Raw genomic sequence first — 25,939 nt, 5'->3', positions numbered from 1 at the left:
GCGTTACTTGGGCGTGGAACTTGAAGATGCGTTGAGTATCGCTGAACGGATCGACATCTAAACCAAGGTGGCGGGCGACTTGTGCCGTTCGCCATCCAGAAGCGGCCCTACAGAAACGATAATCGTTCGGCGGCACAGAGCCCAACACCGCCATTGTCACTTCGTACTGCACGCGCATGCAGCGTAAGAAATGCCGCGTGAGCAAGATATCTGGTCCAGTTGTGCAGCCGAAAGCACGGTCATTCATGCGGACCGCAGCGAGAACGCAACGTTCAAGGACCAAATCGTGGTTTTTTTGCAGGCCGCTGCGAGGGATCATACCTCGAAGCCAAAGATCGCAAGACGTAACGGTCATTCTTGGGAACTGGCTCTTTGCTTCGTTTGCAGTCGTGATTTTCAACTCTCACCGTAGCAGTGTGGCAAGACCTTGACGCCCTTATCACCCATCCAATGCAAACTCGGCCTGGAACGGCACGATCCCACTTCCAATGGCGCGTGCTGCTATGCCGATTGATCCAGAGACGATATTGATAATATCCAATCCGCGGTTGTCATACTTGGATTGGGTCGCCTTGCGAATGGCCGCGATCAGGACCGATGTCAGTTCAGGGGTTAAGCTACTATCCACAATGATTGCGTCAGGATCCAAGAAGGCCTGTGCAGAAACAACGGCAAAGGCAATTTGCGACGCGGCAGTTTCAACCCAGTTTTCAAAGATTGCCATTGAGGACTGGTCAAGCGGTGCGGATTGATAAAAACACTCTTCAGCGATGCCAGAATCACGCGCGGCTTCTTCCAAATAGTGAAGCGAAGCGCCTTCCAAAAGCTGGGGAGCGACCCCTAGTGACACAGCTGCGGTTGGCAAAGATGCCATGGCGCCCGCCCGGTCATGCTGCCCCCCATAAAGCTGGCCCGCAAGAGAAACACCTCCCCCGATAAATGTGCCAACATAGAAATAGACGAAACTACTGTGGTTTTCAGAATTGCCCAAAGCAATCTCGGCCAGACAGGCGGCGGACGCGTCATTCAGCCTGCTGACGGGCAGCTCGAACTTTGCAGTGAGCTCGGCCGCAAGGTCGGCATCCTTCCAGTCCTCCATGGCCCCTTTGGGGGCACCGACAGTCGTCTCCCACGCGCTCAGGTCATCAGGCAGGGCGATACCGATGCCCACGACTTTTGCGCGCTTTGCATCGGTCATGGACGCAAATATCTCTGCGATACAGTTCAAGATATCGTTTCGGATGGTCGTTAAATGGGGAAAGTCATAGCGGCGCACGATACGCTCGATGATCTGGTAGTCGAAAGACATGCTGGCAACTTCAAGTGACCGCCGCCCCACTTTGACACCGATAGAATACGCCCCGTCGGGATCAAGGGAGTAAGGGGTCGAGGGTTGGCCAACTTTGCCCTTCACCGCATCTCCGGCCTTAAGGAACCCCTCGCCAACAAGGCGGTTTACAATCACCGTTGCCGATTGCGCGCTGAGCCCTGAGGCGCGGGTGAGCTCTGCTTTGCTCATTTGGCCATTGGTCCTGATCAAGTCCAAAAACAGGCGGTCGTTTGCCGGCCTTATCAGCGTCTTTCTGGAAGGGGGGCGCGCACTCTCGGCATCTTTGGGCATCAAATGTAGCTCGCATTTTCGTGGACGTCTTGATCCACACCCGTGATCATCGCGACAACCTCATTGCCGCTTGCTGTTTTTGCGTCCAGCACTCCGGCAATCCGCCCCTGACGAAAGACCACGATCCGGTCAACAAGGTTAAAGACCTGCCGCAGATTGTGAGACACGATGATGACGGGTACGCCCCGCTCTTTCAGCCCTCGGATGATGTTTTCAACACGCGTGGTTTCTTGGATGCCCAGTGCTGCTGTTGGCTCATCCATAATGATCAGTTTTGACCCCCACCCCGCAGCACGGCTGATGGCGACGCATTGGCGCTGACCGCCGGACATACCCGCGACAGATTGCTTGGTGTCGGGAATTTTTATGCCCGTCTCGTCAAGCAGTTCGTCCGCGCGTTTGACCATCGCCTTTTTCTTGAGCCACGACAGTGGGCCAAGTTCGAAGTAGACCTCTTCGCGGCCAAGAAAGATATTGGCAGGCACGTCGAGATGATCCGCCAGCGCAAGGTTTTGGTAAACGGTTTCGATTCCATGGGCGCGGGCATCGTTGGGCGCTTTGAAATTTACAGGCACACCGTCGACAAAAACATCCCCTGCGGTGCGTTGCTCGACGCCCGTTATGTTGCGCACAAAGGTTGATTTGCCAGCGCCGTTGTCCCCGACAATCGCGATATGTTCGTCAGCGTACATCTTGAAATCAGCGTCGTTGAGCGCCTGAACACCACCGTAATGCTTTGTTAGACCTCGTGTTTCCAGTATAACTTTGCGCTCTTCAGCCATCGTGCCTCTCCCAAAGCTGCCTGTTGTTCGTGCCCAGACAATCACCAAGGCCGCGCAACTGTCAATAATTAAATCAACTAGAATTAAGTATTGACAGGGCGATGTTTCTGTTCCCTTCTAGGCCGACACGAAGCCGCAAGCCGAAAAGGTCGGGCTGATCTCTGGGAGGAACCAATCGTGAAACTAAATCTTAAATTCGCAGGTGTGGCCGTTGCCGCGCTTTTGGCTGGTACTGCTGCAAGCGCGCAGGATGTTATTGGCTACATTACCAAGTCCGCGACAAACGCGGGTTGGATGATGATCAACCAAGGTGCCGCTGATGCCGCCTCCGAAGAAGGTGTTAACCTTGTGTCCGTTGGCCCCGCCTTTCAGGGTGATCTGTCCAGCCAGCTTGAGGTTTTTGAAAATCTCGTTGCCCAAGGCGCCAAAGCAATCGCAGTTGCTCCGGTTGACAGCGCGGGCATCGCGCCTGCGGTAAACGACGCAATGGGCGCAGGCATCCCTGTAATTGCCATCGATACAGGCGTCGACGGTGCTGCGGTGACATCATTCGTTGCAACCGACAACTATGCCGTTGCCAAAGTGCAAGGTGCTGTCGCAGCAACACAGATCGAAGACGGCCAGGCGATCATCTATGTCACCGGCAACCAGGCACAGTCCACAGGTCAGGAACGCAAGAACGGCTTCATGGAAGCCTTTGCGGCAGCGCGCCCGAATTCCGAGGTTCTGCTGGTCCCCACAGAGTGGAACAGCCAGGAAGCGCAGGAAGGCGTCGAAGCGATCCTGAACAGCCGTCAGGACATCGTGATGGTCGCCAATGCTTGGGACGGTGGCACGATGGGTGCGAAAGCCGCACTTGAAAATCTGGGCTTTAGCGCGGGCGACGTGAAGCTGGTTGGCTTTGACGGGGCAGGCGACGCGATTGCTGCAATGGACGAAGGTTGGGTCCACGTGGATACCGCACAAATGCTGTACCAGATGGGCTACCAAGGGATCAAAGCAGCAGCCGCTGCGGCGCGTGGCGAAGATGTATCCCCGCGCATCGACACAGGCTTCTTCCTGGTGACACCCTCAACCTCCGGTGTTTACAAAAAGATGGTCGGCATCGAGTAATCGGCTGATCTAACACAAGGGCGCACCCGTAGGATGCGCCCTTGCACACGACATTCTCAACACTTTGATGGAAGACAAGATGACTGACGTTTCACGGCAGCACGCCCAAAAGACATTCGCGGACCGCATCGTTTTGGCGCTGGTCAAGTTCTTCAAGGCCGAGTGGTCAGGTGCGTTTCTGGCAATCCTGATCCTCGGAATCGCGATTGAGCTGGCAACGACGGGACGGCCCTTCTTTCATCCATCAAACCTGATGACGATCCTCAACAATTCGGCGGCGATCGGGATTGTGGCAGGTGGCATGACCCTCGTGATTATCACCGCTGGCATCGACTTATCCGTTGGCTCTGTGATGGGCATGACCGCTGCCCTAACGGGCTATGTCGCAAGCTTTTGGGGCTTTCCACCATACCTTGCCATCATGACGGGTTTAGGCATCGGCCTCGCAATTGGGGCGTTCAACGGATCGCTTGTCGCCTACTTTGGGATCCCGGCCTTTATTGTGACCCTTGCGGGGCTGTCGATCTGGCGGGGTACGGGGCACCTATCGACGGGCGCTCAGGCGTCGCCAAAATTGCCGGAGACTTTCGATTATTTTGGCCGCTACAATCCTTTTTCAGGCTTGCGCGCGGCTTATAAAGAAGGAGAGTTAACAGGTTTTTGGGAGAGATTTGGTGCCTTCGTCGATGACAACTGGATCAATTTCTTTCGGACGTTCCAAATGTCCATGCTCATCTTTGTTGGGTTCTTCATTGTCTTGACGATCATCATTGCAAACACGCGCTATGGTCGCTGGGTCTATGCGATTGGCTCTAACGAACCGGGCGCGCGCCAAGCAGGCATCAACACGCCGCGCTATACCTTGCTGACCTACATGTTCTGTTCGTTCTCTGCCGCCCTTGGCGCACTGCTGTTTCTGGGGCGTGCACCCTACGCAAAATCCGATTACGGACAAATGTGGGAGCTCGACGCCATCGCCGCCGTTGTCATTGGGGGTACCTCATTGTTTGGGGGGCGCGGGTCGCTTTGGGGCACATTCATGGGTGTCATCTTGCTGAAGCTCATCAACAACGGTCTGACCTTGGCCCAGCTTGATACCTTTTGGCAGATGGTTGTGACTGGACTTATCATTCTTGTTGCCGTCGGTTTGGATATCGTGCGTCAGTCCAAAAATCCCGAAAGCGTGCGCAAGCTTCTGGGGGCAATTGCTGCAGTTATGGCGTTCCTTTCGCTGATGACGCCCGCGTCTATCTATCTGGGGGCCAAGGTCGCTTTGTTAGAGAACAACGCCGCTGTTGCCTTGAAAGAAGCGGGTAACAAACTCGCCGCAGGTCAAAACGCGCGTTTGCTGTCGCCGGATGAGATATCCCAATTCCAGACGGCCGCATCGTCAAATCTTGTTGCAGTGCTGTTGCTGCTCGCACTCCTGATCGCCGCCTGTCTGTTCGTGCTTCGCACATCGCGGATGACCAGTTTCGTCCTGGGCGGTGTTTTCCTTGCGATGATCATCCCCGTGTCCATGCTGGGCTACCAGATTACGGCACCATTTCTGGTCTTGGGTGCTGTGGCATTGTTGGGCAGTGCCTTTGTGCACGCGCTGTTTGCAAAAGCACGGACACTGGACGTTAATGCCGCCTAAAGCGATAATAGCTGTAGGGGGTGAAAACCTGATCGACACGGTTTTAACTGTGTCTGCGGATGGGGCGAGCCGGAAAACAGACAATCTTGGTGGTTCACCCTACAACGTTTCAGTTGCCCTTGCCCGACAAGGGCAGACTGCACACTTCGTGACGCCGATCTCGACAGATGATTTTGGGGAACGCTTAGCAACGCATCTGCACAAAGAAGGCGTTTCAGCAACGGGAGCGCGCGTTTCAGCGCCAACCACCCAAGCTATTGTGACGCTAAAAGAGGGCGTGCCGAGCTACACCTTGCACCGAGAAGAAACGGCAGAGCGACAGGTCACGCAAGACAGTATCACCGCCGCCATACCCGACGCGGCAGCACATTTTCACGCAGGCTCCTTAGCCTTTGCAGGTGGCCACGATGCAGACGCTTGGGAAGCCGTTTTTCACGCAGCGGCAAAGCGCGGCTTATCGACATCGCTGGATCCAAATGTTCGGCCGTCTCTCATTGCAGATCCGTCCGCATATCGCTTGCGTTTTGTCCGACTTCTCGCCTCTGCGAAAATTGTCAAACTCAGTGATGAAGACCTTGCCTGGATTTATCCGGACGTTGACCAAGACACCGCGATGACAACGCTTCTGACACAAACCCAAGCGCGCCTTGTTGCCTTGACCAAGGGGCCAGATGGGGCCGAATGTTGGACCCGTTCCCTGCATTGTTCCAATGAGAACCCGACCCTGCGCGGGCTTGTCGACACCATCGGCGCAGGAGACACATTTATGGCGACGTTGCTTGCCCAATTGGCCGGTTCCAATGCTTCAGACCTAGATGCTGCCGCGTTAAACCGAATTATGCGCCGCGCTCTTTTTGCAGCTTGCCTGAATTGCACAAAAGAAGGGTGTGCCCCGCCCACGACAAAGGCTATTGAGGTCGCGTTAGTTAGGGGTACAATATGAAGCTATACCTAGATACAGCTGACAGGGCAGCGTGGGCCGACCTTATACCTACGGGCATGTTTCACGGCATTACAACCAATCCATTGCTGGCCGTGCGTGCAGGTCTGGATTATCCGACGATTGATTGGGCCGATATGGCAGCACGCGCGAAGGATCTGGGTGCAAAGGAGCTTCACGCACAGGTCTATGGACCCACGGAGAGTTACGTTGATTGGGCCGCCAACCTCTATGGCGTCGGAAAGAACATCGGGATAGAAACGGTTGTCAAAATCCCGTTGGTCGAAGGCGCAATTCGCGCCACGCCGCGCATCAAGGCATTGGGTGGCCGCATTTTGATGACGGCCTGCTATGATGCGAAACAGATGGTTGTTGCCAAAGCGCTAGGCGCGGATTTCATCGCCCCCTACTTTGGTCGCATGATGGAAGCTGGCATTGACGGCGAAGCGAACTTGGCAGCGATGGCGGCGATGAACAAAGGCGACATGTCTGATTGCAAAGTCCTTATTGCCTCCCTCAGATCGGCAGAACAGATGGTGACGTTGGCGCTTCAAGGGCACGACCACTTCACAATTGCGCCGGCAGTCGCAATGGACTTGATGACATCAGACAAATCTATTGTCGCATTCGACGACTTCGAAAAGGCGGTCGCAAAGAGCTAGGACATGTGCGTCCATGCTCGAAGTGTATTCTCTTTGCTATGTTCGCTCACGGCTCACGTTGTTGGAGCGCGAAGTAGCGCGCTTTTTCCAGCAATTCCCCGTTGAAATGAAAAACGAGCAAAGATCAAAAACCCAAGGTAGGATTTGTCCTACCCTCTGCTAATTCATGCACGATGCGGCGAAGGGTCGGTCTGGAATCCACTGACACCGGTATCAGTGGATGGCGGCTTCCGCGACTAGGGCTGCATCGCAGCATGGAACCAGCCGCACATGCGAGTAAATGCTGCGGCAGCAACATAGCAAAACACCAATGTCGGGTTTGTCCCGCACAGCCGACCTTGGAGCCTACCGCAGTGAAAGTCTGCATCCTGTGTCTTCGTGACATCAGACAGACCTTGCCCTAGCTTGGCGCAATGTCGAGCCAAGCGTGGACAGATGCAGAGAATGACCTGATCGTCGCGGACTATTTCGCGATGTTGGCTGACGATGTGACAGGCCGTCCCTACAACAAAGCGGAGCATCGGCGGCAGCTTCTGCCGCACCTCAACAACCGTTCGGAAGGGTCGGTTGAGTTCAAACATCAGAACATCAGCGCTGTGCTCAAGGGGCTCGGTGAAGTCTGGATCACCGGGTACAAACCGGCGTTCAACTTCCAGGACAGTTTGATCGACGCCGTCGCTCGCTGGTTGGCGATGAACCCAGACTGGGCGCATCGTTCCCTTTCTTCCCGGCCGATGGAAGGCTTGGCCGAGGCGGCGCAACTCTGGGTCGGGCCTGCACCGACCTTGACCAACCAACCGCCGCCGGACGAGCTTGAGCAGATGCTCCACATCGCCCGAAAGTTCGACGTGGCCGCGCGGGATGAACGAAACCGCGCCCTTGGCAAGGCCGGGGAAGAGCGCGTCTTGAAGTACGAGCGTGACGCTCTGACGGCAGTGGGGCGAGAGGATCTTGCGCAGCAAATCCGCTGGGTTTCGGAAGAAGACGGGGATGGCGCAGGCTACGATATTGCCGGTTTCGATGCAGACGGGCGGCAGCGCCTGATCGAGGTCAAAACCACAAATGGGTGGGAACGCACGCCGTTCCATATCTCGCGCAATGAGCTTGCAGTGGCAGATGAACGGCGCGAGGAATGGTGCTTGTTTCGCCTCTGGAACTTCGCACGAACGCCCAAGGCCTTCGAGTTGCGCCCGCCGCTTGATGCGCATGTATCGCTCACGGCGACCAGCTTTCAAGCAAGCTTTCACTGAATTGTGTCGACAAGACCCGGCCACGGAGACAGCGCATCAATGGAGCGCGAGATAAAAGGGTTGCTGCATTTGGCAGGCAACTGGTTGTTGTCACTGGCTTTATTCAGCCGCACCCCTTTACGTGATGCGGCGGCAACACAGCTAACGCACTGACTTTGCGGGAATAATTCAGCGGCACATTCCCGATGGGCGTTTTTTGCGGCGTCAAATTCAACGCCAAATCAGATATTTAGGTGCCTTTGAGCGGCAAGGGTTGGAGGGTTGCCGTGCAATTTCTTCATCAACATCAGACACCTAGGCACGTGTTGCCGCACCTCTTTTATCTTGCGCTCCCATTGTTGGGCGCAAGATACCAACTCTCGATGCTAGGACTCGTCGCCTCGTCTACGGAGTGGCTGCAAAGAGCAGGTTTCCGCAGTGTGCATACCAGCGGTCTGAAAAAACTGCGAAATTGCAGGAAACCTGCACACGACCGATTTGCATGCACGCGAAAACGCTAGTCACGTCAGTGACTTGCGGCATTCGTGGCAGGCGCTTTTATCTTACCCTTCTTCCTGTTGTCTTCCGCAGCCCTCCGAAACCAGCTCTTGGCGCGCGTTCAAAGTCCCAAACATGCAGTCTCGGGCGACGCTCCCAGATGCATGAGTCGGGGGCCGGGCGCGACCGCCAAGATGCCGACTTCGGTGCTTCGATTTGAGCCGCGCGTTTGGGAGGCTCGCCGTCCGATTTGCACGCTGTGACAGGCCGTTTTGCGCGGCGCGGTCGCTTGCTCTGCACAAGACGCACGCGCCGCCTCATGCTGCTCGACATGGCACCGTCACGCCCATCAGCAACACACACCGAACCGGCCCAGCCGGTCGATGCTGCGCGGATCGAGGCGGCGCTGGTGAAGGTGGCCACGCTGGTTGCGAATGACCCGTCCTTCGCGCCGGTCTTCGAGCGGCTGGAAGCGGAGTTGGCCACGGCCGTGAAGAAAGAGAAGCGGCTGTCGGAGGCGCAGCGTCGGGCGCGGGCGCTGCTGGCTCAGAAGGCGATGCGGGCGACGAGTTCGGCGACATGTTCAAGCGACGCGCCCTTGCCGTACCGTTCCCGGTCGAGCCGGTGACCGAACAGGTCACGCCTGATCCGGTCGTCGATCCCGGCGGCGAGCATGCGGTCCTCGAAGGCATGGCGCAGGGAATACATCGAGTGGCGCGGGGTCTCGAGCAGGCCGTTGGCGCGGAGGAACTTGTTGACGACCGCGCTGAGCGTAGCCCGGTTGCGGTAGCGGGGGAAGCCGTCGGGAAACTGCATGAAGGCCTCCAGCGAGACGCCCGCCAGCGGGATCACCCGTCGGGCGTAGTGGCTCTTCAACTGCCGTCCCTCCGGTTCGATGGAGATATGGGGAACGTCGCAGTCCAGCCGGATCGTGTCCGCCGTGAGCGCTGCGCCTTCGGAGGGCCGGTAGCCCGTGTTGATCATCCCCAGCAGCAACGCGCGCGCCTGACCATTCAACCCGTCGAGCGCGCCGGGCGCGAGCAGCCGCATCCTGATCCAGTCCTCACTGAACGGCGGGCGGGTCTGCTTTTCGCCCTCCTTGAAGGACAACTCACCAAGCGGCAGGGACAGACCCAACCGCTTCATGGTGTTGACGGTCTTCAACACATCGCCGAGGTGGATGAGGTCCTTGTTGGCCGAGTTCGCGGTGACCTCACCCGCCTCGATCCGGTCGAGCCAATGCTGGCGGAAGTCGAGCATGTCGTCGCGGGTGATGTTGGCGATCTCCTTGTCGCCGACGACCGCGACGAAGTTCTTCACCGCCTTCTTGCGCGGCGCTTCCCAGCGGCGAAGTTGGTCCTCGCTCTTGCCGAGGGTCTTCTCCTTGGCAAGCGTCCAGTAAAGTTCCAGCGCCTTGGAGACCGTGATCCGGGGTTCGGCGACGGTGCCGAGAAGAGCGGCGGCCTCGATAGCATCGGGCTGGTTCGCTGGCGTCGGAATGGCCTCGATGCGTTCGACAACGTCCTCAACAGGCAGCTTGGCCACTGCACCCGCGTCCAGATACCGAAAGCCTCGCGCCCGGGCGAGGTCGCGCGCGGCTTCGTAGCGCGCGTCCGCATCCACACTGTTCCCGGCCAGGCGCGCCTCCCAGGCATCGACCATCTGGCTCCACGCGCGATCTGCCTTGCTGCGGGCCACGGTCTCGGAATCGGTGTGCAGGCTGATCCAGACGGTTTCGCGCGGCTCGATGCCCCGATACCGGCGCGGTACACGGCGGCGGAGGTGGTAGAGACGGCCTCGTTTGGCGATGCTCATGGCGGAGAAACCCCCATTTGTGCAGCAAATTGTGTAGCAGAATGTGCAGCAAATCAAGCGGACCAAACACCGCCATCGGCACGAAAATGCCGAATTCCGCCCTACTATCAGTATTTTGGCGGATAGCGATTTTGAGGAAAATGGCGGAGACGAAGGGATTCGAACCCTCGAGACGGTTTCCCGCCTACTCCCTTAGCAGGGGAGCGCCTTCGACCACTCGGCCACATCTCCGCCGACCCGTTTAGTGACCTGTGCAGGCGGGGACAAGGGTGGAAACCACCTACAGGGCAAGTTTTTTCGCGCCTTACGTGTTGAACAAGAAATGCAGCACGTCGCCGTCTTTGACGACATAGGTTTTGCCTTCGGCGCGCATCTTTCCGGCCTCTTTGCACGGGGTTTCACCGCCCAAAGCGATGTAATCGTCAAAGGCGATGGTTTCGGCGCGGATGAAGCCTTTTTCAAAATCCCCGTGGATCACGCCCGCCGCTTGCGGCGCGGCGGTCCCGTGGGGGATGGTCCAGGCGCGGGCTTCTTTGGGGCCGACGGTGAAATAGGTTTCCAACTGGAGCAACGCATAGCCCGCGCGGATCACCCGGTCGAGACCAGGTTCCTCAAGCCCCATTTCGGATAGGAACTCCTTGGCCTCGTCATCGTCCAACTGGCTGATCTCTTCTTCGATCTGAGCGGAAATCACCACGTGGCTGTTGCCCTGTGACGCGGCCATCTCGCCGACGGCGTTGGACATCGCGTTGCCGTCTGCGGCGTCCGCCTCGGACACGTTGCAGACGTACAGAACGGGCTTTGTTGTCAGCAATTGCAGCATCTCCCACGCCTTGGCGTCGTCGGCATCGACCGGAACGGTACGTGCGGGACGACCTTCTTCCAATGCGGCCAATGCGGCGCGCATCAAGCGTTCCTGCTGCACCGCTTCCTTGTCACCGCCGCGCACCTTGCGCACGATGTTCTGAAGCCGCTTTTCCAGGCTTTCGATATCGGCCAGCATCAGCTCTGTCTCGATGGTTTCAGCATCGGCCACTGGATCAACCCGGCCGTCCACATGCACCACATCGCCATCCTCAAAGCAGCGCAGCACATGCGCAATCGCGTCGACCTCGCGGATGTTGGCAAGGAATTGATTGCCAAGGCCTTCGCCCTTCGACGCGCCTTTGACCAGACCGGCAATATCCACAAAGGTGATGCGCGTCGGAATGATCTGTTTGGACTTGGCAATCGCAGCGAGCGCATCAAGCCGCGCATCAGGTACCGCCACATCGCCCACGTTGGGTTCAATCGTGCAAAACGGAAAGTTCGCCGCCTGTGCCGCAGCCGTCTTGGTCAGCGCGTTGAACAGCGTCGATTTCCCGACATTGGGCAAGCCCACGATACCCACTTTAAAGCCCATGATCCCGCCTCCTGCGACTGCAAATTCGCGCTGCTTCTATGCGCTCTGCCCCCCCTTCGCAAGGCACCTCGCCATTCGGGACGGATGGGCTGTCGCGGCGATTCAAAGGATGCTGCCATACCCCTCCGCTACGCTGAAATTTACCCATCCCTGTCAAGGCCGCGCGGCTTGTCCCGCAGACACTCGCGCACCACTCACAGGATCGCCGATCATTTTTGCACAGGGCTGGGCACGACAAGCTAGGTATAAGTCAGACTGTCGCCGGGGCTGGCATCCGGCTTAGCCCCGGTACTGTCTTAAACCAGAACCGATGGTTCAACAGAACTGCCGCCACCGCCAGCCCCATCACCAATCCCGCCCATATACCCGCACCTTCAAAACCAAGTGTGAACCCAAGAATATATGCCGCAGGCATGCCCACGCCAAAATAGGACACCGCCGCAAGGATCATCGGAACCTTCGTGTCCTGCACTCCGCGCAACAGGCCCAGCGCAACAACTTGCGTCCCGTCCACCAGTTGAAACAGCGCGGCCATGATCAACAGGATCACACCCGTCACGATAATGTCGGCCCGTGCCGGATCATCCGGGTCAAGGAACATCGAAATCAGCGCCTCGGGATACCCGACAAAGACCGCGACCGTCATCAAGGCCAAAAGACCCGAGATGGCCAAGGCAACAACTCCGCCCCGCGCCATATGCGGCCAGTCCTTGCGGCCAAACGCATTGCCTGCCCGCACCGTAGCGGCGTTCGACAGGCCGAGATGCAACATAAACGTCATTGAGGCCAGTTGGATTGCGATGCCATGCGCCGCCAACGGGATGGTTCCCAACCAGCCCATCATGATCGCCGACAGCGCAAACAGCATGCTTTCCGACAAAGTCGTCAGGCCAATGGGCCAGCCCAGACGAAACACCTCTGCAAACATCTGCCAGTCGGATTTCCAAAACCGCTGAAAGAGGGAATGTTCGGGAACCCAGACAAAGATGTACCCGACAACGACCAATGCCGAGAAAACATGCGTGCTGAGAGACGCAATCGCGGCCCCTTGCAAGCCCATCTCGGGAAAGCCAAAATTGCCAAAGATCAGGGCATAGTTTCCAACCGCGTTGAACGGCACTGCAACGGCTGTGACCCAGAACACCACTTGGGTTTTCTCCAACGCGGCCAAATAGCTCTTGAGCGTCATCGTCACCAGGCCGGGCAACATTCCGATGGCGACGATCCGCAGGTAGATCTGCGCGCCCGCTGCGATATCGGGGTCTTGTCCCAAGGCCAGAAGGACCGCACCGGACCACCAGAAAAACGGAAAGATCAGCAAACTGAAAAGCCCAGACAACCACAACCCCATCCGGGTTGATCGGCGGACCTTCACGTCATCCCCTTCGGCGGCGAACTTGGCGACCATGGGCAAGACCGCCCAGGCAAAGCCCGTGCCGATGAAGAACACCGTGAAAAACAGCGTATGTGCCAGCGTGACTGTCGCCAGCGCCTCGGCCCCGTACCAGCCGACCATGATCGTGTCGGTCAGGCCAATCGCCATTTGCGCCATATGTCCACCGACAAGCGGCAGCCCCAACACAAGAAGGGCCCTGATATGGGCCGGATATGACATGGCAGAGGACAGCATGGGTCTTCCGTTAGACCCGCTTTGACGTTCCGGCAAGCGCTTTGTCGATCAAAGCGCGCGGATCAGGAATTGCGCAGCCAGGACTGCGATCACCAACCCGGCCGCAGTTTCGATCACCCCGGCAATGCGCGCGGTGTGTGGCCCGCCCGCAAATCGCGCCAAGGCCCCTTCCCGAAAGGTAACAGACCCGATCGCGGCGGCAACGGTAACGCTTGCCGTGCCAAGGCCCATCGCCAGCGTGCCAAGGATGCCCGCGCGGTCGATATCCATGTTCACGGCGAGGATCAGCAGGAACAACGCGCCCGTGCAGGGACGGATGGCAATGGCCCCGATCAACACCAGCGCATCACGCAAGGACCGAACCTTGCCCGCCTGTTCCGGTGTCGGCGCATGGGTGTGGCCGCAGGATGCACACGCGCCATCCTCGGTGTCGTGGTGGTGGTCGTGGCTGTGATCATGCCCCTGGCCGTGATGCTGATGCACCGCGCGCTCTTTCCACAGGCGCCGCGCGCCACGCAGGGCAAGCCACGCCCCGATGATCAGAATCGCGCCATAGCTGACCGGCGCGAACAGGTCTTCCGCAGCGTCCACCATTGTCTGACGGCCAAGACCCAGGAACCAGACGCCCGTATAAACCACGATGATCGCGGTTGCCGCCTGTGCCAGGCTGGACAGCACCGCCAGCAGCGACAGGCGCAGAAGCGCCACCCGCTGCGCCACGCCGTAACCTGCAATCAGAATTTTGCCGTGCCCCGGCCCCACCGCGTGGAAAAAGCCATACCCGAAACACACCGCCATCAGCGCAAGCATCGCGCCCGGCTCTTCCGCGCGCAATGCCCGCAATCCGCGTGCCATGCCGCTTTGTGCCGCCCGCTGACCCTCGGCAGCCCAGCGTTCAAGCATCTGCGCGCCGTCAAAGCCCCAAAGCCAGACCGCCAGCGCAACGACAGCACCTGCCGCTAGTTGGAGGGCTGTGCGCATGAGAATGTGATCGTGTCAGAGAAATGAACGCCGATGAGCATCTCATCGAAGACGTTTTCCAAAGTGCCCGCTTCTTCCTCAACGGCGGCAAACGCCTCTTCCTCGTTTGGATCGGTCACAGCGGCGATGCAGGCAGGATCGGTCAGCGTAACCCCTTGCGAGACGTCATAAGCGACATAGTAGGTTGGATCGTACTGAAGGATCTCGATTCCTTCGATTGGCACCGCCGGGATGTCACGAAAATGGGTCGCGGTGATGAACCCGTCCTCAACGGCAATGCCGATGGGGCGGGGATAGGGCATCTCGATCTTTTCGCCATTGGAAAAGACGTACAGATCACCCTCGAACCCTTCTGGCCATTCGACAAGGTCAAATCCGAAAAGCTGATCCAGCTCGGCTTGCGTCAATTCCGCATCGCCATCAGGATCAAGGCCCATATCCTCGAAAATCAGAAGCGTGAAAAAATCGTCATAGGTCCATGTCACCGTCACCCCGGTGATCTGGGCCTGATCGTTCACTTCAAACCGAAGGGCTGTTTCGACAAAAATATGCGGATGCGCGCCCAAAGGCGCGGCAACCATGGCAAGTGCAAGGGCGAAACCAGCATTTTTCATACCTGACCGAGGTAGGCTGCGCGGGCCGCTAACGCAAGATCAACCAACCGGCGGTGGCAGGGAATTGCGCATAGACTAACTTTTAGCTTTACGCGTGTCCGGGTGCAGCGATGTGCCCAGAATGTGATCCGACCGCTGGATGACGTGCCCAGCCCCACCCACGATCAACGGATCGGGTGCGGTGGCGATGGAATGATCCTTGCCGGGATAGTCAAGCGTCGACAGGAAATGCCGCATGCAATTCAGGCGCGCACGCTTTTTGTCGTTCGATTTGACAATCGCCCATGGCGCATCGGCGGTATCGGTGTAGAAGAACATCGCCTCTTTTGCCTCGGTGTAGTCAGCCCATTTATCAAGGCTCGCCTTGTCAATCGGGGACAGCTTCCATTGTTTGAGCGGATCCGTCTCGCGGCTGGCAAAACGGCGCTTCTGTTCATCCTGGGTAACCGAGAACCAGTATTTATACAGCCGGATGCCCGACCGCGTGAGCATCCGTTCAAAATCCGGCGTTTGACGCATGAATTCAAGGTATTCGCCCGGCTCACAGAAGCCCATCACCCGCTCCACACCGGCACGGTTGTACCACGACCGGTCATACAGCACGATTTCGCCTGCGGTGGGCAGATGTTCGATATAGCGCTGGTAATACCACTGTCCGCGCTCCACATCGGTGGGCTTGTTCAGCGCCACAACCCGCGCGGTTCGGGGGTTCAGGTGTTCGGTAAAGCGTTTGATCGTGCCGCCCTTGCCTGCCGCGTCGCGGCCCTCAAAGATCATCACGAATTTCTGGCCTGTGTCCTGCGCCCACAACTGCACCTTCAGCAATTCCGCCTGAAGCGCCGCCTTTTCCGCCTCATAGGCCCGGCGCGACAGGCGGGTGCGATAAGGGTACTTGCCGCTTTCAAAAGCGCGCCGCACGTCATCTGCCGTCACGGCCTTGTTCGTGCCAGCCTTCGCGGGTTTCGCAGGCGACCCCGGCTGCGTTTCGAGGGGCGCGTCTGACATGATATCGCGCGTTGTGATGGGGGATTCGGTCATGCAGGCCTCCGGCTGGTGAAAAGGTGCGAGTCCGCAAACCGTAGTGGCTTTGAAAAAAGGTCTCTTTGACACGCATCAAAAACACCGCCCCCTGCCCCATTGATTTTCCCGGTCAACTCCGGCAATCGGGTCCAACCACGCATTGGAGACCGCCATGACCCGTATCGACGCCAAATTCGCAGACCTGCGCAGCGCAGGCAAAAAGGCCTTTGTGTCGTATGTTATGGCAGGTGATCCCGATTTCGATACCTCGCTGGAACTGGTCAAGGGTCTGCCCGGTGCGGGTGTCGACATTATCGAACTGGGTCTGCCCTTCACCGATCCAATGGCCGATGGCAGCACCATCCAGTTGGCTGGCCAGCGCGCGCTTGAGGCGGGCATGACACTGGACCGCACCTTGGAACTGGTCCGCCGGTTCCGCGAAGACGACAACACGACCCCCATCGTGATGATGGGCTATTACAACCCGATCTATTCGCGCGGCGTGGACCTGTTCCTGACCCAAGCCAAGGACGCGGGAATTGACGGTCTGATCATCGTCGATCTCCCCCCCGAAGAAGATGACGAGCTGTGCATCCCAGCGCAGGCGGCAGGTCTGAACTTTATCCGTCTCGCCACGCCCACCACCGATGAGAAACGCTTGCCCAAGGTGCTCCAGAACACATCTGGATTTGTGTATTACGTGTCGATCACCGGCATCACAGGTGCCGCCGCCGCCGAGGCGACTGACGTGGCCCCCGAAGTGGCGCGGATCAAATCGCAGACAGACCTGCCGGTGATCGTGGGCTTTGGCATCAGAACCCCCGATGCCGCGCAGGCGATCGCCAGCGTGGCCGATGGCTGTGTTGTTGGCTCCGCCATCGTGGCGGAAACGGCCGCAGGCAAACCGGTGACTGAGGTGCTGGCGTTTGTGAAATCGCTGGCGGATGGGGCACATCGTGCCTGAGTTTCAGTTCTGATATCTTGGCTGCGGAAGCGCTCTATGCAGCGTTTCATGGCAAGACGCTGGTGCCACCCCTGACCGACACGCGGCCTTATTGGGTCAACGCTTGGACACACAGCTCTTGATCAGTCCGTCGGTCAGCTTCGTCTGAGGCTAACCACGCGCGGCGTCCAGTTTGCTGCGCAGGACTTCCAGTTTTTCGACCAGCAGGCGGGCGTCATCCGGGGAAAGCATCGCCGTCACCGCTGCCATTTCAGGGGCTAGTCCCGCAACCGCTTCGTCGCGGAACTGCCGTCCCTTTGCTGTCAGCCAGACCTGCTTGCTGCGCGCATCCTCGGGGTTCGCGCGCATCTCGACAAAGCTGCGCTTTTCCAGCCCAGCCAGAGTGTGGGTCATCGACGTCTTGGGCACCTGAAACGCGCGCGCCAAAGCCAGCGGTGTCTGCCCGTCCTGCACCCGGATCAGATGGTTGATCACGGTAAAGTGCGGCAGCACCAACCCATCCGGCATCCGTGCCTCGAACATGGCGCGGCTCAGCTGGCTGATGATGCCGATCTCATTGAAGAGCCGAAAGTAGAGCCCGTTGATATCAGGCGTTGCTGGTTGGTCAGACATTCCTCATCCGGGCTTCAATCGGCCACCGCGGAGTGCGGGCCGTGCGTGAAGCGTAGCCCAGAAGCCCAAGCATTTGAACCGTTCCTCCGTCCGGTGCGTAGACTGAGTGAATGGCCGCGTAAACCTCCGACATTTCGGGATATTCCTGCAACGCCTGCGACACCGGCCTGACCGCCAGCCCCGCTCCTGTCGCGGCAAGATTGAGACGCAACCACGATGCCCCTGCCGCGATCTGGTCGTGGCGGGTGTTGCCGGCGCTGGTTTGCACAACAAAACCGGGGCTCGAGGCAATGGCGGCTCTTGTGTCTTCAACCGCGCTGATGGTGCCCGGATCGTTCGGATCAGACGCAGCCTCACGCGAAAACAATCCTGCCATCGCCAGAAGTTCCATCTGTGGTCCGCCCACGTCAATGCCATCAGGCTGCGCATTGATCTCCGTCTTGCCGATGCGCAGCAGATCCACGCTTTCCTGCCAGGCGTCAGCAGTCGACGCCTCGATCAGCCAGGCCTCACTCGCCAGGTCCCGCAGCGCATCGGCCTCAGCCGAGTTCGCAAACACCTGCGCATAGGGTGTCAGAACGGTCTGCGCATCCGCGCCAACCTGTTGCGGATCGAACAGTCCGATATGCGAGCGTCGCGCCATCACATGGGCGAAAAGTGGGTCCGGCTTCGCGTCCCCCGGTACAAACCGGCAGACGGCCACAGGACCAGTCTCACCCTCGGGAAACAGCGTCTGCTCGATGCCGATCCCTTCCTGCGCCGCCGCCATGCGCATCAGGTCGAGGAAACACCCCATGCCGATGGTCAGCTGCCGGGCAAACGGATCGGTGACCGGCAGGTTGCGCACCGGATCGCGCCAGATGGCCAGGGTTGCTTCGCCGATCAGTTCGGCCTCCCACGGCTGACGGTTGTGCGGGTTTGGTGCCAGCAGCGCGTAAGACAGAGCGCGCAGCCGCATGTCGTCATAGCTGCCCGCCTTGTCCCACGGCGCAAGCGCGACCGTCGGCGTGCGGGTTGTGGCGAAAGCAGTCCACCCAAGGGTCGCGGCAACAACTGTGCCACCGCCCAGAATGCCAAGCGTCTTGCGTCGGGAAAGGGTCATGCGAATCTCCATTGGTTCGATATCGCACTATTTAATACGACACCGAACTAATCAAGCCCCGAATAGCGAAAATGACGCGTTGCGGAAATCGAAACTCACTGGTAAAAAAATCTAACCAATTCGACCCAAAGGACCGTGCCATGCCTGTGATCACCGAAATCGAAGACCTCAAACGCATCTACAAACGCCGGGTGCCGAAGATGTTCTACGACTACACGGAATCAGGAAGCTGGACTGAACAAACCTTCCGAGAAAACTCGTCGGACTTTGACAGGATTTACCTGAAACAGCGCGTCGCCATCGACATGGAAGGCCGGACCACCGCCGGCAAGATGATCGGGCAGGACGTCTCGATGCCCGTGGCGCTTGCCCCGGTCGGGCTCACGGGGATGCAGCATTTCGACGGTGAGATCAAAGCCGCCAAGGCAGCCGAAAAATTCGGCGTGCCCTATTCGCTGTCCACCATGTCGATCTGTTCGATCGAAGACGTGGCCGAGAACACCTCCAAGCCGTTCTGGATGCAGGTCTATACGCTCAAAGACGACGATTTCATGCAACGTCTGTTCGATCGCGCCAAGGATGCCAAATGTTCGGCGGCGATCATCACGGTTGATTTGCAACTGCTGGGGCAGCGGCACAAGGACGTGAAGAACGGCCTCAGCGCCCCGCCCAAACTGACGCCCGCCTCGGTCGCCAACATGATGACCAAGGTGCAATGGGGACTGGGCATGTTGCAGACCAAACGGCGGTTTTTTGGCAATATCGTCGGCCATGCCAAAGGTGTCGGCGATCCATCCTCGCTTAGCAGTTGGACCGCGCAGGCGTTTGATCAGTCGCTCAACTGGGATCGCATCCGGCAGTTTCGCAAGATGTGGGACGGCCCGCTCATCATCAAGGGAATCATGGATCCGCGCGACGCGCTGGAAGCACTGAATGTCGGGGCCGATGCCATCGTCGTTTCAAACCATGGCGGACGGCAATTGGACGGTGCGCTCAGTTCAATCCGCGCACTAGAGCCGATCCTCGATGCGGTGGGCGACAAGATCGAAGTGCATCTCGACAGCGGCATCCGGTCTGGTCAGGACGTGCTCAAGGCGATGGCGATGGGGGCCAAGGGCACCTATATCGGCCGCGCCTATGTCTACGGGCTGGGGGCCAACGGCCAACAGGGTGTGACCGACGCACTTAACGTGATCCGCAAGGAGCTTGATATGTCGATGGGCCTGTGCGGGCGCACCGATGTCACCAAGCTGGACCGCGATATCCTGATGGTGCCCAAGGGGTTTTCCGGCGACTGGGACGCGTGAACCACGCCGCCGGCCACCGTCAGGTCTATGACTCTCAACAGCCGCCATCCTGCGGCTCGCCCCAAGGATCTTCTTGGTAAGTACCCGTCATCCTAGGGCTCGACCCGAGGAGCTGATTGGTCAAAAGAGCCTCGGCGCGGGGAGAAGATGAACAGTTTGCAAAAATGCGGCTACCCAGTTCGCAAATTTGCAAACCGCGTCAAAATCGGCAGCAGAAACAGCGTCACACAGAACAAAAGAACACCGATCACCAGAAACGACGTTGCCAGTCCGAAGCCTTCGGACAAGAACCCCATCAGCGGCGGCCCGATGAAGAACCCGGCATAGCCCACCACCGAAATGCGCGAGATCGCGTGGCTGCGGTGGCGGTTGGGCACCATCCGGCCGATCCACGCATAGGCCATCGGGGCCATGACAGACACGCCAAGCCCAAGGATCGAGAACCCCAGATAGGCCACCGCCAATGTCGGTGCCATGGCCGCGATGCACGCGCCAATCCCGGCGGTGACCGAAGCCCACCTGATCACCCGACGTTCCGACACCCGGTTGGCCACCACCTGCCCCGCCAAACGCCCCACTGCCATCGTGATCCCCAACAGCGCCGGACCAAGCGCGCCTTGCGCCGCCCCTGCACCCAGATTGCGCTCAAGATGCAGTGCCGACCAGCCTTCGGTCGCCTGTTCGGACATGAACGCCACAAGAATGATCAGACCACCGGGCACCAACAGCGTCCACGGCAACGGGGCCACCTCAACCCCGTCCGTTTCGGGGTCGGCGTCAGGGACCGGGGCAGCTGCGGTCTGAAACACCAAAAGGCAGATCAAAGCGCCAGCCCCGGTCAGGATCACATCGGGGCCAAATCCCGCCTCGCGCGCCAGCCCCGTGGCCAGCGCGCAGATCGCATAGGCCACGGAAAACACCGCATGGTTGAGGTTCATCAGGCTGCGCCCTTCGCGCGCTTCCAGCGCACTGACCCGTGCGTTCATCGACACGTCCAGCGTGCCCGAGGCCATCGTCACGCACAGCATCGCCAGCGTAAAAGTCACGCCCGTATTCGTGTGTCCTGGCAGGAACGTGGCCAGTGCCATTGCCGCTGTGAGCACCGCCAACGCCCGCGCGCCCAATAGCCGTTCGGCCAAAGGCGCCAGCCACATCGCCAGCACCGCGCCCACGGCGGTGATCAACAGCGCCAGGCCGAACTGGCCATCCGACAGGCCCACCTGCGGCTTGAGCACCGGCACAAGCGCCGCAAAGGTGCCCCAGAAAACGCCCACCGATGCGAACCCGGCCGCCGGACCGCGGCTTATATAAAGATCGCGCATCATGTTCATGTCACGCGGAGTGCCATGGGCGCGGGGGCGGGTCCAGTCCACAAATGGCAGGTTTTGGGCGATTATCAGCGCGAAATACCTTGTCAGCCGGGGCAATCCGGTCTATCGCGCGGGCTTCACGCGGGGTGACAGCCTTGGAGGCACCCTGCCCTTACAATTTGGAGAATTATCATGGCTGGAGAGATTCCTGATCTCGTAGCTTTGGAACGGACGGGGACAGGCAAGGGCGCCGCTCGTCAGGCACGTCGCGACGGCCTCGTTCCCGGTGTTGTGTTTGGTGGCGACAAAGAGCCGGTTGCGATCAACCTGCCCTTCAACGTCCTGCTGGCGCGTCTCAAAAAGGGCCGTTTCAAATCGACCCTTTTCAACCTCAAGATCGAGGGACACGAAGACGTCCGCGTGATCTGCCGCGACGTTCAGCGCGATGTGGTCAAAGACCTTCCGACACACGTGGACCTGATGCGCCTGCGCCGCACCACCAAGATCAACCTGTTCATCCCAGTTGAGTTCATCAACGAAGCGGATGCGCCCGGCCTCAAGAAGGGCGGCGTTCTGACGGCTGTCCGTCCCGAAGTCGAACTGGTTGTGACCGCTGGCGACATCCCCGAAAAGTTGACAGTTGACCTGACCGGTCTGAACATCGGCGACACCGTGACGATTTCCGACATCACGCTGCCCGCTGGCACCAAGCCGACGATCGACCGTGACTTCGTGATCGCCAACATCTCGGCTCCGTCGGGTCTGCGCTCGGCAGGCGAAGCAGACGATGAAGAACCGGCAGAGGTTCCCGCGACTGCACAATCCGACGACTGATTGCGTCCTTGGACGACACAAACAGGGCCTCGCCATTCGGCGGGGCCTTTTTTTGTGTCGCGTGGTCTGATCTTTTGCAAACACCCGCAGAGGCACCAGCATTTTGACATCCACTTGTTACATGCGCCCCTCAGGTGTCGGTGTGGACTGTTCCGAACCGGGGCGATGGGGACCACCTATGATGGACAGCACAGTGATCACCGGCTTTGCGCCATGAATGTCGGGTTGCGCGATCTGGTCGTGGTGTTCCTCAAGATCGGCCTTTTGTCCTTTGGCGGCCCTGCGGCGCAGATCGCATTGATGCACCGGATGCTGGTGGACGAACGCAAATGGCTGACCGAAAAGCAATTCCTTGACGCTCTCAGCTTTTGCATGCTCTTGCCCGGCCCCGAGGCGATGCAGCTGGCCACCTATTCCGGGTGGCGATTGCAGGGCATCGCAGGTGGGCTGATCGCGGGTTTGCTCTTCGTTCTGCCGGGTGCGGCGGTGATCTTTGTGCTGGCGTTGCTATATGTCACGTATGGCGATCTGCCGCTTGTCGGCACCCTGTTTCTGGGCGTGCAGGCTGTGGCCGTGGTGATCGTGGTCGAGGCGTTGATAAAAGTCTCCAAACGTGCGCTGGCTGGTGTGGCCCATTGGGCACTGGCCGGGCTGGCTTTTGCCGCAATCTTTTTCTTTGCCGTGCCCTTCCCCATCATCGTTCTGGCGGCGGGCCTTTACGGGGCTTTGACCGTTCACCACAGCGCGTCGGACATGGACGTTAAAGCGACGATACCGGCGACCCGCAGCCTTGCGACCATCACCGTTGGAGTGATCCTCTGGGGCGCGCCGGTGCTGCTTGTGGAGATGGTGTTCGGCGGCACCATCCTGACCGAATTGGGGCTGTTCTTTTCCAAACTCGCGGTTGTCACCTTCGGTGGGGCCTATGCGGTGCTCGCCTACATGGCGCAAGACGTGGTGGTTCAGTACGGCTGGCTCACCCCGACCGAGATGATGGACGGGCTTGGACTGGCGGAAACCACACCGGGACCGCTGATCCTTGTCACGCAGTTTGTCGGCATGCTGGCCGCGTTCCGCGAAGGCGGGTATGCACTGGCTGTTGCAGGCGGCGCGATCACGCTTTGGGTGACCTTTGCGCCCTGCTTTTTGTGGATCTTTGTCGGCGCGCCCTACCTTGACCGGATTGCCGCACAGCCTCGTTTGAACGGCGCATTGCGGGCCATCACAGCGGCAGTCGTCGGCGTGATCCTGAACCTGTCGTTGTGGTTTGCCCTGCACGTGATTTTTGGAACCGTCACCGACACCCGATACAGTGTGCTGCGCCTTTGGCTACCTGATCCTGCAACGCTCAACATGCAGGCGCTTGTTTTGATCGCACTGTCGGCAGTTCTGCTTCTGCGCGCGCATCTGGCGATTGGCTGGGTGCTTGCCATCTCTGCCGGGGCGGCGCTGGCGCTGGCACAGCTATAACCAAACAGGGCTTTTGCCCTCACCCGCCGTTTCGCCTAGAGAAGGACAACTGCATAGCGCATGGAGGCACGGGCAGCGATGAAACTCTTTGTGGGTCTGGGAAATCCGGGCGGAACCTATGCGAAGAACCGGCACAATATCGGGTTCATGGCGATGGACCAGATTGCATCGGATCATGGGTTTGCGCCGTGGAAATCCAAGTTTCAGGGCGACATAACCGAAGGCCGTCTGGGTGGCGAAAAGGTGTTGCTGCTCAAACCGGGCACTTTCATGAACCGCTCCGGCCAATCGGTGCAGGCGGCGATGCAGTTCTACAAACTGGAACCAGGCGATGTGACCGTTTTTCACGATGAGCTGGATCTGGCCCCCGGCAAATGCCGCGTCAAGCAGGGGGGCGGACACGCGGGGCACAATGGCTTGCGGTCCATCCACGGCCATATCGGTGAGGCCTATGCCCGTGTCCGCCTTGGCATCGGGCATCCCGGCCACAAGGACAAGGTTGCGGGCTATGTGCTGCACGACTTCGCCAAGGCCGAAGAGGTGTGGCTGGACGATCTGCTGCGCGGGCTGTCGGACGGGGCACCGCAGCTGGCCGATGGCGATGCGGGCAAGTTCATGAACGCCGTCGCCCTGCGTGTGGCCCCGCCCCGGTCGTCTAGCTCTCCAGCCCAGAAGGGTGGCAAAGCAGATGTGCCGAAACCTGCGCCACCACCAGAGCCGGAAACTGCCACAGACACCCGCAACCCGTTGCAAAAGCTGGTAGACCGATTTCGATAATCCGGTCCAACGCCTTGACGGATCAGGCCCAACTTCGCAGGTGATCATCACCTGACTCTGGGTCGCGTCGATTTTCATGGCCGCTGGGTGGATTGGCACCCCGATCCGGCTTAGGTAGCGTGGAACACGAAACACCAAGGAGACGCCCGCATGGAACCAGACGAAGCAATCAGTGTGTTGGGCGGACCGTTGGCGCTGTGTTCTGCCGATCCGGTCACCGGGTTTTTCCGCGACGGGCAGTGCAACACCTGCGCCGCTGACAATGGCAGCCACACGGTCTGCGCGGTGATGACGGCAGAATTCCTCGCTTATTCGAAATATGTCGGCAACGACCTGAGCACGCCCGTGCCGCAATTCCGGTTTCCGGGTCTCAAGCCCGGTGACAGCTGGTGTCTGTGCGCGTCACGCTTCCTGCAAGCGCATGACGAAGGCTGCGCGCCGATGGTCAATCTTGCGGCCACGCACAAGCGTGCGTTGGACATTGTTCCGATGCGTGTGCTTGAGCAGTATGACATCAACGCGTCCGAGGCCTGACCCCGTTCACGACGCCTTTTCGATCTGCGGCGCTGGTTCGGATTTTGGCAACCCGATCGGGTCGGTCATGAGTTCGTCAATGAAGAGGCTCAGCAATTGCGGTCGCCCCGAGACCCCAGCCTTGCGATAGATTGCGTTGGTTTGCGCCTTGACCGTGCCTTCAGAGGTATTGCGCAAGCCCGCAATGTCGGCCGTACTCAATCCCTTGATTGAAAACAGTGCGACATCCCGTTCAGCGGGAGTCAGTTCCCAATCTGCAAAACGTTCTTCAAGTACGTCCATAAAGGCTCCTGAGGCAAGGCGCAGGCTTTGCTCGGCTGCGCGTTGGCGGCGAAGCGATCGCACCATAAGGGTTGCGCTGACCACCATTCCAAGGATGAGACCGATCACGGCACCAATCTGCGCCAGTTCGTAATACACCCACGCAATCGGTGACGACGCAAGACCAAGGACAGTGCCGAGGATATCCCACAACAGGAACAGACCGCTGGCGAACTGCAGCACCCCGAGCGGGATCAGGATCACCCAAACCTTCACAGGACAGCCGATGCCGAATGGGGTGACCGATCAATCGTCATCGTCATCCCCGCCGCTGTTGTCGTCGTCATCCCCACCGCTGTCGTCATCGTTGTCGTCATCACTGTCATCGTCGCGATCGTCGTCTCGGTCATCATCCCGGTCGTCATCGCGATCGTCGTCTTGGTCATCATCGCGATCATCATCACGGTTGTCGTCGCGATCATCGTCTTGGTCGTCGTTAAGGTTGTCATCGCGACGGTCGTCGTCGTCGTCATCGCTGTCCGAGCGATCGACATAGTCGCGCAGGATTGCCCCGGTCGATGGGTTAAGAATGATTTCACGACGTCCCCGCCCGCCTGTGGCCACGATCCGTGTCCGGCCAAGCAGCGTGCGGCCAATGGTGATCCTATGGTAACCTTGCCGTTTTAACTGGTCGATCAATTGATCTTGGGCTGTCTGGGCAAAAGCCGTCGCTGGAAAAGCGGCTGTCGCCAAGAGGCTTGCCAGAACCTGTCTTCGTTTCATTCTCAGTCTCCAAGAGGGACCCACCAATGCGGCGGACCC

Annotated in this window: 26 protein-coding genes and 1 tRNA gene; 12 read left to right on the top strand and 15 right to left on the bottom strand. The window is 59.1% G+C overall.

What is annotated here, in order from left to right; genetic code table 11:
• The 3 genes from ACSHXH_RS02540 to ACSHXH_RS02530 form a co-directional block, all read right to left on the bottom strand.
• Positions 1–400 (bottom strand): hypothetical protein (locus tag ACSHXH_RS02540; RefSeq protein WP_435670170.1); only part of this gene is annotated, 400 nt, incomplete at its 3' end.
• A gap of 39 nt (positions 401–439) precedes the next feature.
• Positions 440–1,621, bottom strand: coding sequence for an ROK family transcriptional regulator (locus ACSHXH_RS02535; RefSeq protein ID WP_435670169.1), 1,182 nt, complete (start codon positions 1,619–1,621; stop codon positions 440–442).
• Positions 1,621–2,403, bottom strand: a complete 783-nt coding sequence (locus ACSHXH_RS02530) for an ATP-binding cassette domain-containing protein (RefSeq protein ID WP_435670168.1) — start codon at positions 2,401–2,403, stop codon at positions 1,621–1,623. Before ACSHXH_RS02530 ends, ACSHXH_RS02535 begins: the two co-directional genes overlap by 1 nt.
• A 177-nt stretch (positions 2,404–2,580) precedes the next feature.
• On the opposite strand from ACSHXH_RS02530, the gene ACSHXH_RS02525 reads away from it, so the two are divergent.
• The 6 genes from ACSHXH_RS02525 (at position 2,581) to ACSHXH_RS02500 (ending at position 9,112) form a co-directional block, all read left to right on the top strand.
• Positions 2,581–3,516, top strand: coding sequence for a sugar ABC transporter substrate-binding protein (locus ACSHXH_RS02525; protein WP_435670167.1), 936 nt, complete (start codon positions 2,581–2,583; stop codon positions 3,514–3,516).
• Between the two features lie 79 nt (positions 3,517–3,595).
• Positions 3,596–5,155 (top strand): ABC transporter permease, encoded by a 1,560-nt coding sequence (locus tag ACSHXH_RS02520; RefSeq protein WP_435670166.1) that lies wholly within the window; start codon positions 3,596–3,598, stop codon positions 5,153–5,155.
• Complete coding sequence (locus tag ACSHXH_RS02515; RefSeq protein WP_435670165.1) at positions 5,145–6,098, top strand: carbohydrate kinase family protein; 954 nt, start codon at positions 5,145–5,147, stop codon at positions 6,096–6,098. Before ACSHXH_RS02520 ends, ACSHXH_RS02515 begins: the two co-directional genes overlap by 11 nt.
• Positions 6,095–6,757 (top strand): transaldolase family protein, encoded by a 663-nt coding sequence (locus ACSHXH_RS02510; RefSeq protein WP_435670164.1) that lies wholly within the window; start codon positions 6,095–6,097, stop codon positions 6,755–6,757. Before ACSHXH_RS02515 ends, ACSHXH_RS02510 begins: the two co-directional genes overlap by 4 nt.
• Positions 6,758–7,170: 413 nt before the next feature.
• Positions 7,171–8,007, top strand: a complete 837-nt coding sequence (locus ACSHXH_RS02505) for a DUF3883 domain-containing protein (RefSeq protein WP_435670163.1) — start codon at positions 7,171–7,173, stop codon at positions 8,005–8,007.
• Between the two features lie 796 nt (positions 8,008–8,803).
• A complete protein-coding gene (locus tag ACSHXH_RS02500; protein WP_435670162.1) occupies positions 8,804–9,112 on the top strand; it encodes a hypothetical protein in 309 nt (102 codons plus the stop codon).
• Here the strand turns inward: ACSHXH_RS02500 and ACSHXH_RS02495 are convergent.
• From ACSHXH_RS02495 to ppk2, 7 genes are all read right to left on the bottom strand, one after another.
• On the bottom strand, positions 9,031–10,299 hold the full coding sequence (locus tag ACSHXH_RS02495) for a DUF6538 domain-containing protein (RefSeq protein ID WP_435670161.1): 1,269 nt from the start codon (positions 10,297–10,299) through the stop codon (positions 9,031–9,033). The two genes, ACSHXH_RS02500 and ACSHXH_RS02495, sit on opposite strands and share 82 nt — an antisense overlap.
• 141 nt (positions 10,300–10,440) lie before the next feature.
• Positions 10,441–10,530 (bottom strand) — tRNA-Ser (locus ACSHXH_RS02490).
• A 73-nt stretch (positions 10,531–10,603) separates the two neighbouring features.
• On the bottom strand, positions 10,604–11,701 hold the full coding sequence (ychF, locus tag ACSHXH_RS02485) for a redox-regulated ATPase YchF (protein ID WP_435670160.1): 1,098 nt from the start codon (positions 11,699–11,701) through the stop codon (positions 10,604–10,606).
• Between the two features lie 250 nt (positions 11,702–11,951).
• On the bottom strand, positions 11,952–13,328 hold the full coding sequence (locus ACSHXH_RS02480; RefSeq protein WP_435670188.1) for an MATE family efflux transporter: 1,377 nt from the start codon (positions 13,326–13,328) through the stop codon (positions 11,952–11,954).
• A 51-nt stretch (positions 13,329–13,379) separates the two neighbouring features.
• On the bottom strand, positions 13,380–14,312 hold the full coding sequence (locus tag ACSHXH_RS02475; RefSeq protein ID WP_435670159.1) for a nickel/cobalt transporter: 933 nt from the start codon (positions 14,310–14,312) through the stop codon (positions 13,380–13,382).
• Entirely contained in the window at positions 14,291–14,926 is a 636-nt protein-coding gene (locus ACSHXH_RS02470; RefSeq protein WP_435670158.1) for a DUF1007 family protein, read from the bottom strand. The genes ACSHXH_RS02475 and ACSHXH_RS02470 overlap by 22 nt, the downstream gene beginning before the upstream one ends.
• 75 nt (positions 14,927–15,001) lie before the next feature.
• Positions 15,002–15,964, bottom strand: coding sequence for a polyphosphate kinase 2 (gene ppk2 / locus ACSHXH_RS02465; RefSeq protein WP_435670157.1), 963 nt, complete (start codon positions 15,962–15,964; stop codon positions 15,002–15,004).
• Between the two features lie 154 nt (positions 15,965–16,118).
• On the opposite strand from ppk2, the gene trpA reads away from it, so the two are divergent.
• Positions 16,119–16,910, top strand: coding sequence for a tryptophan synthase subunit alpha (gene trpA, locus ACSHXH_RS02460; protein ID WP_435670156.1), 792 nt, complete (start codon positions 16,119–16,121; stop codon positions 16,908–16,910).
• A 150-nt stretch (positions 16,911–17,060) separates the two neighbouring features.
• On the opposite strand, the gene ACSHXH_RS02455 is transcribed toward trpA, so the two are convergent.
• Both ACSHXH_RS02455 and ACSHXH_RS02450 read right to left on the bottom strand, forming a co-directional pair.
• Positions 17,061–17,522, bottom strand: coding sequence for a MarR family winged helix-turn-helix transcriptional regulator (locus ACSHXH_RS02455; RefSeq protein WP_435670155.1), 462 nt, complete (start codon positions 17,520–17,522; stop codon positions 17,061–17,063).
• Positions 17,515–18,624: an Acg family FMN-binding oxidoreductase gene (locus ACSHXH_RS02450; RefSeq protein ID WP_435670154.1), complete on the bottom strand. Its 1,110-nt coding sequence runs from the start codon at positions 18,622–18,624 to the stop codon at positions 17,515–17,517. The genes ACSHXH_RS02455 and ACSHXH_RS02450 overlap by 8 nt, the downstream gene beginning before the upstream one ends.
• A gap of 140 nt (positions 18,625–18,764) precedes the next feature.
• Here ACSHXH_RS02450 and ACSHXH_RS02445 point away from each other — a divergent pair, with 140 nt between their 5' ends.
• Positions 18,765–19,931 carry an alpha-hydroxy acid oxidase gene (locus ACSHXH_RS02445; protein WP_435670153.1) on the top strand — a complete coding sequence of 389 codons (1,167 nt, stop codon included), beginning with the start codon at positions 18,765–18,767 and terminating at the stop codon, positions 19,929–19,931.
• 170 nt (positions 19,932–20,101) lie between these two features.
• On the opposite strand, the gene ACSHXH_RS02440 is transcribed toward ACSHXH_RS02445, so the two are convergent.
• A complete protein-coding gene (locus ACSHXH_RS02440; RefSeq protein WP_435670152.1) occupies positions 20,102–21,304 on the bottom strand; it encodes an MFS transporter in 1,203 nt (400 codons plus the stop codon).
• 129 nt (positions 21,305–21,433) lie between these two features.
• On the opposite strand from ACSHXH_RS02440, the gene ACSHXH_RS02435 reads away from it, so the two are divergent.
• The 4 genes from ACSHXH_RS02435 (at position 21,434) to ACSHXH_RS02420 (ending at position 24,856) form a co-directional block, all read left to right on the top strand.
• Positions 21,434–22,075 (top strand): 50S ribosomal protein L25/general stress protein Ctc, encoded by a 642-nt coding sequence (locus ACSHXH_RS02435; RefSeq protein WP_435670151.1) that lies wholly within the window; start codon positions 21,434–21,436, stop codon positions 22,073–22,075.
• Between the two features lie 165 nt (positions 22,076–22,240).
• Entirely contained in the window at positions 22,241–23,545 is a 1,305-nt protein-coding gene (gene chrA / locus ACSHXH_RS02430; RefSeq protein ID WP_435670150.1) for a chromate efflux transporter, read from the top strand.
• Between the two features lie 78 nt (positions 23,546–23,623).
• Positions 23,624–24,322, top strand: coding sequence for an aminoacyl-tRNA hydrolase (pth, locus tag ACSHXH_RS02425; RefSeq protein ID WP_435670187.1), 699 nt, complete (start codon positions 23,624–23,626; stop codon positions 24,320–24,322).
• A gap of 150 nt (positions 24,323–24,472) precedes the next feature.
• Positions 24,473–24,856, top strand: coding sequence for a DUF2237 family protein (locus ACSHXH_RS02420; protein ID WP_435670149.1), 384 nt, complete (start codon positions 24,473–24,475; stop codon positions 24,854–24,856).
• Between the two features lie 6 nt (positions 24,857–24,862).
• Here the strand turns inward: ACSHXH_RS02420 and ACSHXH_RS02415 are convergent, their stop codons facing one another.
• Positions 24,863–25,393 (bottom strand): helix-turn-helix transcriptional regulator, encoded by a 531-nt coding sequence (locus ACSHXH_RS02415; protein WP_435670148.1) that lies wholly within the window; start codon positions 25,391–25,393, stop codon positions 24,863–24,865.
• A 30-nt stretch (positions 25,394–25,423) separates the two neighbouring features.
• Positions 25,424–25,900, bottom strand: coding sequence for a hypothetical protein (locus ACSHXH_RS02410; RefSeq protein ID WP_435670147.1), 477 nt, complete (start codon positions 25,898–25,900; stop codon positions 25,424–25,426).
• Positions 25,901–25,939: the final 39 nt, after the last annotated feature.

It is taken from the genome of Marivita sp., from assembly GCF_051251565.1.
Taxonomy (GTDB): domain Bacteria; phylum Pseudomonadota; class Alphaproteobacteria; order Rhodobacterales; family Rhodobacteraceae; genus Marivita.
Note: the sequence above shows the minus strand (reverse complement) of the source record. Positions and strands in the feature narration are given on the sequence as shown.

Coding starts and splice junctions, on each gene's coding strand:
- ppk2 (WP_435670157.1), bottom strand. CDS start 15,964: ATGACCGAATCCCCCATCACAACGCGCGATATCATGTCAGACGCGCCC.
- ACSHXH_RS02450 (WP_435670154.1), bottom strand. CDS start 18,624: ATGACCCTTTCCCGACGCAAGACGCTTGGCATTCTGGGCGGTGGCACA.
- trpA (WP_435670156.1), top strand. CDS start 16,119: ATGACCCGTATCGACGCCAAATTCGCAGACCTGCGCAGCGCAGGCAAA.
- ACSHXH_RS02470 (WP_435670158.1), bottom strand. CDS start 14,926: ATGAAAAATGCTGGTTTCGCCCTTGCACTTGCCATGGTTGCCGCGCCT.
- ACSHXH_RS02535 (WP_435670169.1), bottom strand. CDS start 1,621: ATGCCCAAAGATGCCGAGAGTGCGCGCCCCCCTTCCAGAAAGACGCTG.
- ACSHXH_RS02435 (WP_435670151.1), top strand. CDS start 21,434: ATGGCTGGAGAGATTCCTGATCTCGTAGCTTTGGAACGGACGGGGACA.
- ACSHXH_RS02445 (WP_435670153.1), top strand. CDS start 18,765: ATGCCTGTGATCACCGAAATCGAAGACCTCAAACGCATCTACAAACGC.
- chrA (WP_435670150.1), top strand. CDS start 22,241: ATGGGGACCACCTATGATGGACAGCACAGTGATCACCGGCTTTGCGCC.
- ACSHXH_RS02420 (WP_435670149.1), top strand. CDS start 24,473: ATGGAACCAGACGAAGCAATCAGTGTGTTGGGCGGACCGTTGGCGCTG.
- ACSHXH_RS02475 (WP_435670159.1), bottom strand. CDS start 14,312: ATGCGCACAGCCCTCCAACTAGCGGCAGGTGCTGTCGTTGCGCTGGCG.
- ACSHXH_RS02455 (WP_435670155.1), bottom strand. CDS start 17,522: ATGTCTGACCAACCAGCAACGCCTGATATCAACGGGCTCTACTTTCGG.
- ACSHXH_RS02500 (WP_435670162.1), top strand. CDS start 8,804: ATGCTGCTCGACATGGCACCGTCACGCCCATCAGCAACACACACCGAA.
- ychF (WP_435670160.1), bottom strand. CDS start 11,701: ATGGGCTTTAAAGTGGGTATCGTGGGCTTGCCCAATGTCGGGAAATCG.
- ACSHXH_RS02505 (WP_435670163.1), top strand. CDS start 7,171: ATGTCGAGCCAAGCGTGGACAGATGCAGAGAATGACCTGATCGTCGCG.
- pth (WP_435670187.1), top strand. CDS start 23,624: ATGAAACTCTTTGTGGGTCTGGGAAATCCGGGCGGAACCTATGCGAAG.
- ACSHXH_RS02530 (WP_435670168.1), bottom strand. CDS start 2,403: ATGGCTGAAGAGCGCAAAGTTATACTGGAAACACGAGGTCTAACAAAG.
- ACSHXH_RS02495 (WP_435670161.1), bottom strand. CDS start 10,299: ATGAGCATCGCCAAACGAGGCCGTCTCTACCACCTCCGCCGCCGTGTA.
- ACSHXH_RS02510 (WP_435670164.1), top strand. CDS start 6,095: ATGAAGCTATACCTAGATACAGCTGACAGGGCAGCGTGGGCCGACCTT.
- ACSHXH_RS02520 (WP_435670166.1), top strand. CDS start 3,596: ATGACTGACGTTTCACGGCAGCACGCCCAAAAGACATTCGCGGACCGC.
- ACSHXH_RS02515 (WP_435670165.1), top strand. CDS start 5,145: ATGCCGCCTAAAGCGATAATAGCTGTAGGGGGTGAAAACCTGATCGAC.
- ACSHXH_RS02410 (WP_435670147.1), bottom strand. CDS start 25,900: ATGAAACGAAGACAGGTTCTGGCAAGCCTCTTGGCGACAGCCGCTTTT.